This is a genomic window from Microcoleus sp. Pol12B5 (assembly GCF_036701335.1).
Classification (GTDB): Bacteria; Cyanobacteriota; Cyanobacteriia; order Cyanobacteriales; family Microcoleaceae; genus Microcoleus.
This window is the reverse complement of the sequence record NZ_JAUBQQ010000001.1, coordinates 114,681-126,095: the sequence shown is the minus strand read 5'-3', so window position 1 is coordinate 126,095 and position 11,415 is coordinate 114,681. Positions and strand designations below refer to the sequence as shown.

The window sequence follows — 11,415 nt, the reverse complement described above, 5'->3', positions numbered from 1 at the left end:
CAAGTTAAAACGCATTTTATCGATTTCTCTGCTAATTTTTAAAGTGTTTGTCGGTCTATATGCCGCGACAGCCTCAAACTCTGTTTAATTCTACCAATAATTAGCTCGAACATTTTTTTGCGGGACGGATTCTTGCTGCTGGGCGGCATCCCTAACTCGCAACACATCAAGTTCAAGTCAGTTGCACTCATTGCCAACAACTTTTGCCTCACCTCTTCTTCATTACCATTCTTAGCTTGTAAACGCAGTTCTTCATAAACTTCTAGAACATTTCCCGCCGATAAATTAGCAGGTTTATTAACATCAGCACCCCTGGGAATATCCGAAGTTTTTGACCCAGCAGAAACCACTCCCCGCTTTACTTGAGTCTCAAGCCGAGTTAATTTTCGAGCAACGTCCCGCAAGATTTCCTTAAGTTCGCCAATTTCCTCAACTAACCCCCCGCTTTCTTGTTCGGAAGCAGCCAAAATTTCTTTTTTACTCATTTCAGATACTCCTCACACTCGCGCCATAGTTTTTCAAATTCTCTAACTAATTCTCGCGGCAGTTCACCCTCATTAATCGCCCGTTTTAGCCCGACGCTTTCGCGAATAGTCGATTCTAAAAATCTAACTTCTATGTTATTATCTTTTGACATCTCATCGCAAAGTCTCTTTACTTCTCTCATGTAAAACTGAACTTCATTTGTCAGCAATCCTCCATAGGTTTTAGCTTTATTCATAAAGACTGCTATCTTGGGAAACGGATAAGGCTCAATCCGCTTCTGGAGCGAGTTTAAAACTAAACTCAATCCCCTAGAACCAAAATAATCGGGATTGACGGGAATTAATATTAAGTCGCAGCAAGAGAGTACGCTGTAGGTGAGGAGACTGAAGGAAGGCGAACAGTCAAAAAGCATCAAGTCGTATTTGGGGAGATTGGTAGAGTTGGCGATTTTGCCGATGAATCTGCGGATGAAGTCTTTAACACTTTTTCCCTCAAATCCATCGATATCTAACCAATACAATTCTTCAACTGAAGGGACAAAATGCAACTGTTCGTCAATCTGATAAATGGTGTCGAAACCAACGGGAAATTTAAAATTCTGTCCGGCTTTTTTAAAGACTTCTAGAGCGTCGTAAATTGTAAGTCTATGCTTGAGAGATTTTTCGTACCACTTACCAAATTTGTCATCTAAATGACCTGTATTTTCGTTAAGTCCGATCGCCTCTGTGAGGGACATTTGCGGATCTAAGTCTAACATCAAGACTTCTAAGTCGGTTCCTTGGGATATAATATTTCCCAGACTCCAAGTGACGGTAGTCTTTCCGACACCGCCTTTGAAGTTGATTACGGCTATTGATTTAGGACTCATGGCTGGCTTTGTTTGGATTTTGCTCAATTTTTTATTAAAACATAACGATCGCCCAATTAGCGTTTGCTAAGTATTATTACTCGAATAATGGCGAACGCCTACTCAAGGCGATCGCCAGATTAACAGCGAGTCTCTTTTTAGAAAAGAACGTCAGGAAACTTGAAAACGTGACTAGCAATATTCCGCACCTTTACTAATGGAACAGGTAATCCAGTTACACTGTAGCCTCGATTTGGTACTACTTTCTGCGAGAGTTCTGGCTGTTGTTGCGAAACTAACAACCTGAATTTACCCGGTTCGACGACCAATATCTCCTGTTGAGGAATGAAAAATATCCAGAGATCGGCTTGCGAAGTCCACCCCCAACAGGGACGGTTGCGATCGTCACAAGCTTCAAAAAACAAGTTTCCAGTTTGCTTGGCTTTTATATCAGTCTTGTACTCAGCAGTTGCAGTTGAACCGTTTGGGCGAATTAGTACGCGGTCAATACCTGCTTTCTGATACTGCGGCAAATCTGAGACATCCTCAATGCGATAGCCATGAATCTGCAACCACTGGTCTACGATCGCCTCTCCTGTCTTTCCTACTTTCTTTTGAGTTTGGAAGTCGTATTCCTGTTTTTGGGAAAGCGGGCGTAGTGGCTGGGAGAATTCGGCTTCGGTGTGCTGATTATTGTTGTACATGATTAATTCCGTCAGCTAAGTTTTCTGTAGTGAATCACTACATCCTTAGCTTCGAGGGTCGGTGTCTGAGATTGTGACCGGGTAAACTATCTGATGTGTCCGACTTTCTGTCTGAGTTTGTGTCTGACTTTCATTCGTTCAGTTACAATAGCCATAAGTGTTGGAGTCAGGCTATGGCTATAAGAGGATTAAAGGCATCTCTAGAAGGCATCAAAAAAGCAGAACAAGCTTTAGTCAGAAATAGTTTAAATAAGAAGGTTTTAGCGCGAGAGTTAGGAATAGTTCGCTCAACTGTTAGTCGTTTTTTTAAACCTGTACCAGTTGAGCGCTTAAATTTTGAAGAGATTTGTACAAGGCTAGGGCTAGATTGGAGAGATATTATTGCTAATCCGCTCACTGAAACAGAGACAGAGGAAAAAGAACAGAGTAACCCTCATTTTCAATATGCTCAACCTGAGCAAATTGAGGAAGTGCTGGACAACTTTTGTGACGAGGTTGTGGTCGAGAGGGTGCGATCGCACTCTCCTATATGTGCTGAGGATTACGATAAACTGGGAATAAACAAGGCTAAGGAAAGAGATTTTCATGGAGCAATTGAAAATTTCTGTCGAGCAATTAAGCTCAACCCTCATTATGCAAATGCCTACAATAACCGGGCTCTTGTTCGTGCTGAACTAGGGGACTACCCAGGAGCAATTGAGGATTACAAAGAGGCGATATTGCTCAATCCTGATTGTGCAATATTTCACAATAACCTGGGTATTATTTCTTCTAAATTAGGTGATTATCAAGGAGCGCAGGCAGATCACACCCGAGCAATTAAACTAAATCCTGACTATGCTCAAGCCTACAATGACCGAGGTGTTAATAATGTAGAGATAGGCAGTCTGGAAGAAGCGCTTAAAGATTTCACCCAAGCAATTGAACTAAATCCTGATGATGCCCTTGCTTGGAATAATCGAGGCGATGTCTACTTCTTGGAATTAGACGATCTGCAAAGAGCGCTTGAAGATTACATCAAGGCAGCTAGGCTGAATCCCAATAATTCTAAAACATTCAACAACTTGGGAGTTATTCACTCTCGTTTGGGGAACCAAGAGAAAGCGCTTGAGGATTATAACCAGGCAATTCAGCTTAAACCAGACTTTGCCCAAGCTTATCAAAACCGAGGTATTGTCCACTATGAATTGGGCTATTACCAAAGAGCAGATGTGGATTTTTACCATGCTAAAAATTTATATAGTCGGCTTGGAAAAGAAGAAAATTACCAAAAGTTACTTGATATAATAGAAGAACTTCAGCAAGAAGATTGAGAGCGATCGCATTTAGTAAATTGATAAAAAGAGCAATCGCTACATTGCTTAAAGCTTCATTCACTATAATGATTCTTACAAGCTGCGAGCGCAATTTCTTCATCTGTAACTTGGTAAACCAAACGATGTTCGTTATCAATGCGCCTCGACCAAAAACCACTTAACTCGTATTTCAGAGGTTCAGGTTTGCCCAATCCTTCAAAGGGCGATCGATTTATATCTTTAATCAATTCTACAATTTTGCGATAAATCTTTTTGTCTAATTTTGCCCATTCATTAAAATCTGCAAAAGTAGAAGATTCAAAAATAATTCTTCTACTCATTACAAATCCTGTAAATCGACTTCAACTAAATTTTGTCTGTCTTTAACATTTTCAATAGCTTTCAACAGTTTGTTTTTATTGATTTCCGATTTCAAAAGATATTCGGTTTCATCGCATTCTGAGACAATTATTTCAATCTCTTTATCTCCAAAAATCGCTTTGATTTGTTCTAAAAATTTACGATCTAGTTCGCTGGCTTTTAAACGATAAACTGTTGACATCGTTTTTACCTATTTTTGATTGCGTTAAAATGATTAATATTGTCTTTAAATACAGTAGTTTGAAGTTGACACTAAGGGCTGGCAATTTGGCCAGCCCTTAAGTTGTTTTAGCGTTTGACCAACTTCTTAGAAACCTTCCGCAAGCGAATTGATTGTGGTGTTACTTCCACCAATTCATCCTGACCGATGTACTCCAAAGCGCGCTCCAAACTCATATCGACTGGTGCTTGCAATTGCGCCAATTCTTCACCGCCAGATGCGCGGTGGTTTGTCAACTGCTTCGACTTGCAAATATTCAGCTCCATGTCGTCATCTCGGTTGTTTTCTCCGATAATCATCCCTCTGTAAACCTTGGTTCCGGGGGTAATGAAAAATACGCCACGGTCTTCAGCATTTTTCAGTGAATAAGTAGTTGCAACTCCTTCTTCAAAGGAAATCAATACTCCGTTGCGACGGGCGACAATTTCTCCACCGAGGGGGCGATAGTCGAGGAAGCTGTGGTTCATAATTCCAGCGCCACGAGTCAACCGCATGAACTCGCCTCGGAATCCAATCAAACCGCGAGCGGGGACTGAAAATTCGATTTGGGTGCGACCGGTGCTGCTGACGTGCATATCTTGCATTTCTGCTTTCCGCTGACCGAGGCGTTCGATGCAGCCGCCGACTGCTTCTTCGGGTACGTCTAACACCAAACATTCAAAGGGTTCGCAGGGACGACCGCCGACTTCGCGGAAGATTACTTGGGGCTGGGATACTTGGAATTCATATCCTTCGCGACGCATATTTTCGATCAGGATTCCGAGGTGGAGTTCGCCACGGCCGGATACGAGGAATTTGTCGGGAGAGTCGGTTTCTTCGACGCGCAAGGCAACGTTGGTTTGGAGTTCTCGCATTAGCCGATCGCGAATTTGCCGAGATGTTACCAAACTACCTTCTTGACCGCAGAACGGCGAATCGTTTACAGAGAAAGTCATCTGCAAAGTCGGTTCATCTACCTTGATTAAAGGCAGCGCTTGCGGGTCGTTGGGGCAGGTAATTGTCTCGCCAATATACGCATCAGCAAAACCGGCAACGGCGACAAGATTACCAGCAGAAGATTCTGGGATATCAATCCGCTTCAGGCCTTCAAAGCCCATCAATTTGGTAATTTTTGATTTGACAAGCGCGCCGCTTTCGGTGATTAAGACTGCTTGTTGACCGATTCTAATCGTGCCGTTGTGGATGCGGCCGATGACGATGCGACCGACGTATTCTGAGTAATCTAAGGTGGTTACTTGCAGTTGCAGCGGTTTGTTGGGGTCGCCTACGGGGGGTGGTACGTGGTCGAGGATTTCTTCAAAGAGGGGCTTCATATCTACCCCTTCGTCTTCGAGGTGTTTTTTGGCGTAACCGCTTAAGCCGGAACCGAAGAGATAGGGAAATTCGCACTGATCGTCGTCAGCACCTAGTTCGAGGAACAGATCCAAAACTTTATCGACGGCTTTGTGGGGGTCTGCTCGCTCGCGATCGATCTTATTCACAAAGACGATCGGGCGCAGTCCTTTTTCTAGGGCTTTTTTGAGCACGAAGCGGGTTTGCGGCATCGGCCCTTCGTTGGCGTCTACGATCAGCAGACAGCCGTCAACCATGCCGAGAACTCGTTCGACTTCTCCGCCGAAGTCCGCGTGTCCGGGGGTATCGACGATGTTGATCAGGGTTTCTCCGTACCTGACGGCGGTGTTTTTGGAAAGGATGGTAATGCCACGTTCGCGCTCGATGTCGTTGGAGTCCATGACGCAATCTGGGATTTCTTCCCCTTCGCGGAAGATCCCGGACTGTCTGAGGAGAGCGTCCACAAGGGTGGTTTTGCCGTGATCGACGTGAGCAATGATGGCGACGTTGCGAATGGGAAGACTCATAATGCGTCTGGAACGTTAAACGGATCTAACTAAAGATTTCTTAATAATTGTAGCGCATGAAGTCAAGGGCCGATCGGGCGCGGCTGCCAGATTGGAGTGCGATCGTCGCTAAAATCAAGATTATGGAAGCGCAACAAGCGTGAAATGGAGCGTTACACCACGCCTGATGGCAGAGTTTCTTTCGATCGGCGATCTTGAGTTGGCCCAGGTGAAGAAGCTTTGATAGGGGTCGATCGCCGGTATTAAGATGAGGGTGCAAGTACGATCGACCTTATGGAAGTACAACCCAGAGATATTCAGCAGTACTCAGATACCTGATGGCAAAATTCCTTTTTCCGAGTGGTTGGAATCTCTCCCTTGACTTTAAAGGCAAAGCCAAGATTGTTAAAAGGCTTGAGCGGGTTAGCGATGGCAATCTGGGAGATTCTCGCTCGTTGGGAGAGGGAGTCTGGGAATTTAGGATTGACTTTGGCCCGGGCTACCGCGTTTATTTTGGACAAATAGAAACAACTATAGTGCTTCTGCTCTGTGGCGGAGATAAAAGCACTCAAGAGCAAGATATTAGCACAGCTAAGAAATATTGGAGAGAATACAGGAGCAGAGAAAATGCCTAAAAGCGTACCTTACCATCCGTTAAAAATTAAATCTCTCAAAGACCCCTTATTTGCTGTGGCTTACCTCACAGAGATTTTTGAGGAAGAAGCAGGCGATTTGGAATTTGGAATCATGCGAAAAGCACTTCTAGATGTATTTGAGGCACTGGGCGAACCAAATATGTCTGCTGAAGATGCTAAATTGCATTTGGAAAAATTAGATGTTTTGTTGTCGGGAGAAGGAAGTGCGACAATTTATGCTTTGGCTAATTGGCTGAAGGTTTTGGGATTGAATTTAACAGTTGCGGTTGCTCAAGAGGATGAAGGGGAAGAGTCAGGTTCTTTTGCTGGTGCTGAGTTAGCGGAAGTTGGTAATGTTTGATGGGGGCGATCGAGCTTTAAGCTACTAATTAGACCTTAACCGCGCTCGAATCCCGATCACTAAAGGAAGTAGCCGATCGCTCTGGAGTATCCTACAATACTGTTAAAAGTTATGCCTGATCGCCCGGTATGGCAATGGCTGACATCGGTGCTCTGCTAAAACTGGCGCGCACGTTTGATGTGTCGATCGAAGAATTGTGGGATTTTGTCGAACAACAGTAACAAATTACACTTAAAATAAACCAGCGTTACCAACGCCAACCAGTTCGACCTCGCAGGGACGATCGACTGTCTGCCCAAGCAACAGATGCGAGATTTGGCGGATGGGACGGGGCGAGGTCAGAAAGAGATGATATATTCTCAACGCGAATTGTAGCTGTTCGATCGCCCATATCGGTCTACAATTTTTAACGTTGAGCCTTATTGAAGTGCAGGAGTGGAGCTGGCTTGGATAACGCTAGTCTGTCAAGAAAACCCCCGCAAGCCTCGGAGCTTGTCGCCGACGAAATTCCAGAAGCAGTGCGAGACCACCCATACCCAGAAGCAGGGCAGAGTCAGTCTAAGAAAAAAGGGCTGATTTGGAAACTGCTAGGGTTGGCCGCCTTAGCCTTTGGGGTCAGCATCTGGCTGCACCTCAACTTTAACTTGTTCCCAGCCACCAGTCAGGCAGAGCAAACTCAACAAGACTCAGCGCCCACCAGTTCCGCGTCTCCGTCTGTCGCGAGTCCAGCTACCACCCCCAAAGTCCCCGCAATCCCAGAAAACCTGCTGGGACACTTGCCGTACCCAGAAGCACCAGCAAAAGACTTGGTAAGCGTCACCTCCGACGGTAGCGTCAAACTCCGCACCTCAGCAGCAGCAAAATATCAGGAAATGGTCAACGCCGCAGCGGCATCAGGCATCTACTTTGCTCCCATTTCCGGCTTTCGCTCCCTGCAAGACCAACAGCACGTATTTTTTGACGTGAAAGCCGAGCGCAGGCAAAACGCCAGCAAGCGAGCCGAAGTCAGCGCCCCTCCAGGTTACAGCGAACACCACACAGGTTACGCGATCGACATCGGCGACGGCAGCGCCCCGGAACACAACCTCAGCCCCAGTTTTGAAAATACCGAAGCCTTCAAGTGGTTAGAAGCCAACGCCGTCGCCTTCAGCTTTGAAATGTCCTTCCCCAAAAACAATCGCCAAGGCGTCAGTTACGAGCCTTGGCATTGGCGGTTTGTGGGCGACAAGCAAAGCCTCGAAACTTTCTACAAAGCTCATTCCATGAAAAAGTAGAGGGAAGAAGGAAGAAGGAAGAAGGAAGAAGGAAGAAGGAAGAAGGAAGAAGGAAGAAGGAAGAAGGAAGATTTTCCATATCTCCGGCTTTGCCACTCTCCCACTCTCCCACTCCCCCACTCTCTCTCCCCCTATCCCACATTCCCCCACTCCCCCACTTCGTTGAGCCAAACTCGTGATTGCAATCTATCCAGGCAGCTTTGACCCCATTACCTTCGGTCACGCAGACATTATCGAGCGGGGATCTAAACTGTTCGATCGGGTAATTGTTACCGTCGTCAGAAACCCCAGCAAAACGCCTCTCTTCACCGTAGAGGAACGGATCGAGCAGATCCGGCGCTCTACCCAACACTTGCAAAATGTAGAAGTAGACAGTTTTGAGGGTTTGACAGTAAACTATGCTAAGATTCGACAAGCCAAAGTGCTGCTGCGGGGGCTCCGGGTATTAACAGATTTTGAAATGGAACTCCAGATGGCCCACACCAATAAAACCCTTCTGGGTGAAATTGAAACAGTTTTTTTGGCAACTTCTAACGAGTACAGCTTTTTAAGTAGTAGTGTAGTTAAAGAAATAGCCAAGTTTGGTGGCTCCGTAGATCATCTTGTTCCGAAACACGTCGCCCTAGATATTTACAAATGTTACGCCAGCAGGAACCAACTCGCATCGAACCCGACACTACCGGACGCGGCACTGAGAACGAATCACCTCAGAACACAGCCACCTTCGGAGATCCCACCCGAACCGCAGGAGTAGACATCCAGCGGGAATTGAATCGGCTTGAGGAAATTGTTCTCGACAGTCCGCGAATTCCCATGACCAGACGCACTCTGGTGGATGAAGAACAGTTGCTTGATCAGTTAGACTTGGTGAGGCTAAATTTGCCGATCGCCTTTCAGGAAGCCGAGACGATCATCCGGCACAAGGACGACTTGCTTCAAGAAGCGGAACTTTACGCTCAGCAAGTGATAGAAGCAGCAGAACAGCGAGCAGCAGAAATTTTAAACGATATGGGCTTGCTCCAGCAGGCGAAGATAGAGGCAGATCAGTTGCGACAGCAAGTTTTGCTCGACTGCGAGGCAATTCAGCAGGCGACGCTGGCGGAAGTCGAACAAATTCGCTACCAGGCTCAAGAGGAATTGGAAGAGATGAGAGTCAGGGCGATGGCTGAATGCGAGGAAATTCAAAACGGAGCTGATGATTATGCCGACCAAGTTCTCGATAATATCGAGCACAAGTTGAGCGATATGCTGCGCGTGATCCGCAACGGGCGCGATCAGTTGGATAGTGTTTCTGCGTCGCACATCCATCACAGCAACGGTTAGCCAACAGTGAACTCATTGCTTGAACATTTCTAAAAGTCTACCTAATTTAGGTAGATTTTTTTTCGCAATAGTCTCTATAGTCTTTATTCCTCAGTCCCAGCAGTCGGTGACTTATTTTTGCCGGCCTAAGTTTTGTGAAGATAGGAGCAGATATAAAATTTTATGCTAGAGTTTGGTGAAAACTCATCAGACAAAAAATTCTTAATTGGGTTCCAATTTTTACAATCTAATTTTTACCATGCAAAAAGTTTCTAATCGGTTTGCTGAATTTGATTTGATCCGAGCTTTAGCGATCGTCAGTGTGGTGATTACTCATGCTGGGTTCTTTACATTTCGCGATCGCAGAATTTTATTTGTGGCGATCGATACATTTCAACTATTTTGCGTACCTGCATTTTTACTGTTGAGCGGTTTTTTTCTCAGCAACAAACTGGAAAATCAAAATAATCCCGCACTGGTAGTCAAAAAAAGACTGTCAAAAATTATACCCCCTTATCTGTTTTGGTCAGTAACTTTGTACATCTTAAATAATTTGGGAGAAATCCAAAAACTTGACTTACTTTCATTACTCAGAGATATCTTGACGGGTTCAGTGATGCCTCCCTATTACTTCATCGTTGTGATTGTTCAATGCTACGGCTGGTGGTGGCTTCTCGTGAAATTAAGATTTTTAGAACCCAGAAAAATTTTGGCTTTGGGCTTAACAATTCAAACAATTTTTACAATCTTCTTCTACTTAACCGCTTTCCAATACATATCAATACCTCTACCTTTGATGGAGCGCTGGATTTTCAGTTGGATTTTGCCATTTTCAACTGGTCTATTTTTGGGCAGCTCCTATGACAGAATTCAACCCGTTCTCGAACGGATTAAAATGCCAATTTTAGGAGCAACCATCCTTTTTTATCTAGCTAGCATTTTGGAATTTTACCTAAAAAGTGGAGTTAATTCGGAGGAATGGTTTCTCCGATCGTTTTTTAAACTATCTGCTCAAGGATACGCAATTTTGTTCGTATTGTCGATCCTCGCATTTTCTAAGAATATTGCATTTCCCAGTAGAGTGTCTGGGTTAGTCAAAATATTGGCTGCTTACTCATTCCCTATATATCTGCTGGATTCGACAGTAGTGAAATATGTCTTGTTAGTGTTTTATAAGTTTATTGACCCGGTAAATCCGCTACTGAAGCTCGGCTTTTTATTTACTGGGACTTTGTTAGGTTGTTGGGCGATTATTTACCTGTTGCAGAAAGTTTTGCCACCAAAATACAACCAATACATTCTTGGAATTTAAGCGGGTTTTGTGTTCAGCGGATGTCTTCATAAAACTGCTTAAGATACCTTGGGGAAACGCCAAAACCCCACAAAAAACCAATCGAAAGATAGATCGCAATAGCTTTAAATTCGCCCCAAGTTGCAACTCGACGGTCGCTACTCTCCACTACCCGATTGACTAACTTAAGTCTTCCCCGTCGCACTAACTTCAAACACAAATCCGCTTCCTCCATAATTGGCAGCGCGGCATCGAAACCAGCGCATTCCCAAAAATCGGTACGGCGGCAAAAAATAACTTGGTCGCCAAACAGCAAGCGCAATCCTTTGAAAAATAAATGAGGTCGAAATAACAGCGGCGCGTAATAAGTTTTTAGGTAATTGTGGAGGGAAAAACCCCATCTTGTTTGCTGCGAACCAGCCATCATGGAGATAAACCCGCCGCCGGCAATTTCGGCATCGGACAATGTTTTCTGGATGACTGCTACAATGTCGTCGGGAACTAAAGTATCGGCGTGGAGAAAGCACAGAATTTCACCGGTGGCGACTTGAGCACCTAAGTTCATTTGCACGGAACGTCCGGCTATACTGCTAGAAATAACGCGCGTGGCGGCGGAAAGTGCGATCGCCACTGTTTCGTCTTGACTGCCGCCGTCTACCACCAACACTTCCCAAGGGGGAGGATTAAGGATGCTGAGTTGGCGGAGAGTGCGTTCCAGACAATTCGCTTCGTTGAGGGCTGGGATGATAATAGAAACGCGAGCCATCTGGTTGAAATTTAT

At 45.0% G+C, this 11,415-nt stretch carries 14 protein-coding genes and 1 pseudogene; 7 read left to right on the top strand and 8 right to left on the bottom strand.

Annotated elements, in window-relative coordinates:
- Nucleotides 1–38: 38 nt before the first annotated feature.
- The 3 genes from QUA24_RS00475 to QUA24_RS00465 all read right to left on the bottom strand — a co-directional run bounded on the left by QUA24_RS00475 (nt 39) and on the right by QUA24_RS00465 (nt 2,037).
- Nucleotides 39–485, bottom strand: a complete 447-nt coding sequence (locus QUA24_RS00475; protein WP_333226375.1) for a hypothetical protein — start codon at nt 483–485, stop codon at nt 39–41.
- The gene (locus tag QUA24_RS00470) at nt 482–1,354 is read right to left on the bottom strand and encodes a ParA family protein (protein ID WP_333226373.1); all 873 of its coding nucleotides are present in this window, start codon (nt 1,352–1,354) and stop codon (nt 482–484) included. Before QUA24_RS00470 ends, QUA24_RS00475 begins: the two co-directional genes overlap by 4 nt.
- A gap of 137 nt (nt 1,355–1,491) precedes the next feature.
- Nucleotides 1,492–2,037: a hypothetical protein gene (locus tag QUA24_RS00465; protein ID WP_333226371.1), complete on the bottom strand. Its 546-nt coding sequence runs from the start codon at nt 2,035–2,037 to the stop codon at nt 1,492–1,494.
- Between the two features lie 173 nt (nt 2,038–2,210).
- Between QUA24_RS00465 and QUA24_RS00460 the strand changes: the two genes are divergently transcribed.
- Nucleotides 2,211–3,350 (top strand): tetratricopeptide repeat protein, encoded by a 1,140-nt coding sequence (locus tag QUA24_RS00460; protein ID WP_333226369.1) that lies wholly within the window; start codon nt 2,211–2,213, stop codon nt 3,348–3,350.
- Between the two features lie 56 nt (nt 3,351–3,406).
- Here the strand turns inward: QUA24_RS00460 and QUA24_RS00455 are convergent, their stop codons facing one another.
- The 3 genes from QUA24_RS00455 to typA all read right to left on the bottom strand — a co-directional run bounded on the left by QUA24_RS00455 (nt 3,407) and on the right by typA (nt 5,792).
- Nucleotides 3,407–3,673: a Txe/YoeB family addiction module toxin gene (locus QUA24_RS00455; protein ID WP_333226367.1), complete on the bottom strand. Its 267-nt coding sequence runs from the start codon at nt 3,671–3,673 to the stop codon at nt 3,407–3,409.
- Nucleotides 3,673–3,894, bottom strand: a complete 222-nt coding sequence (locus tag QUA24_RS00450; protein WP_333093429.1) for a hypothetical protein — start codon at nt 3,892–3,894, stop codon at nt 3,673–3,675. The genes QUA24_RS00455 and QUA24_RS00450 overlap by 1 nt, the downstream gene beginning before the upstream one ends.
- Before the next feature lie 107 nt (nt 3,895–4,001).
- Entirely contained in the window at nt 4,002–5,792 is a 1,791-nt protein-coding gene (gene typA, locus QUA24_RS00445; RefSeq protein WP_333168526.1) for a translational GTPase TypA, read from the bottom strand.
- A gap of 273 nt (nt 5,793–6,065) precedes the next feature.
- On the opposite strand from typA, the pseudogene QUA24_RS00440 reads away from it, so the two are divergent.
- Nucleotides 6,066–6,406 (top strand): annotated as a pseudogene (locus tag QUA24_RS00440) (type II toxin-antitoxin system RelE/ParE family toxin).
- Entirely contained in the window at nt 6,399–6,767 is a 369-nt protein-coding gene (locus tag QUA24_RS00435; RefSeq protein ID WP_333226365.1) for a transcriptional regulator, read from the top strand. The pseudogene QUA24_RS00440 and the gene QUA24_RS00435 overlap by 8 nt, the downstream one beginning before the upstream one ends.
- 247 nt (nt 6,768–7,014) lie before the next feature.
- Here the strand turns inward: QUA24_RS00435 and QUA24_RS00425 are convergent, their stop codons facing one another.
- On the bottom strand, nt 7,015–7,158 hold the full coding sequence (locus tag QUA24_RS00425) for a hypothetical protein (RefSeq protein ID WP_333226363.1): 144 nt from the start codon (nt 7,156–7,158) through the stop codon (nt 7,015–7,017).
- A 55-nt stretch (nt 7,159–7,213) separates the two neighbouring features.
- On the opposite strand from QUA24_RS00425, the gene QUA24_RS00420 reads away from it, so the two are divergent.
- The 4 genes from QUA24_RS00420 to QUA24_RS00405 all read left to right on the top strand — a co-directional run bounded on the left by QUA24_RS00420 (nt 7,214) and on the right by QUA24_RS00405 (nt 10,655).
- Nucleotides 7,214–8,041: a M15 family metallopeptidase gene (locus tag QUA24_RS00420; RefSeq protein ID WP_333226361.1), complete on the top strand. Its 828-nt coding sequence runs from the start codon at nt 7,214–7,216 to the stop codon at nt 8,039–8,041.
- Between the two features lie 175 nt (nt 8,042–8,216).
- Nucleotides 8,217–8,795 carry a pantetheine-phosphate adenylyltransferase gene (gene coaD / locus QUA24_RS00415; RefSeq protein ID WP_333226359.1) on the top strand — a complete coding sequence of 193 codons (579 nt, stop codon included), beginning with the start codon at nt 8,217–8,219 and terminating at the stop codon, nt 8,793–8,795.
- A complete protein-coding gene (locus QUA24_RS00410) occupies nt 8,678–9,364 on the top strand; it encodes a DivIVA domain-containing protein (RefSeq protein ID WP_333226357.1) in 687 nt (228 codons plus the stop codon). Before coaD ends, QUA24_RS00410 begins: the two co-directional genes overlap by 118 nt.
- 238 nt (nt 9,365–9,602) lie before the next feature.
- The gene (locus QUA24_RS00405; protein ID WP_333226355.1) at nt 9,603–10,655 is read left to right on the top strand and encodes an acyltransferase; all 1,053 of its coding nucleotides are present in this window, start codon (nt 9,603–9,605) and stop codon (nt 10,653–10,655) included.
- 13 nt (nt 10,656–10,668) lie between these two features.
- On the opposite strand, the gene QUA24_RS00400 is transcribed toward QUA24_RS00405, so the two are convergent.
- Nucleotides 10,669–11,400: a TIGR04283 family arsenosugar biosynthesis glycosyltransferase gene (locus QUA24_RS00400; RefSeq protein ID WP_333226353.1), complete on the bottom strand. Its 732-nt coding sequence runs from the start codon at nt 11,398–11,400 to the stop codon at nt 10,669–10,671.
- Between the last annotated feature and the right edge of the window lie 15 nt (nt 11,401–11,415).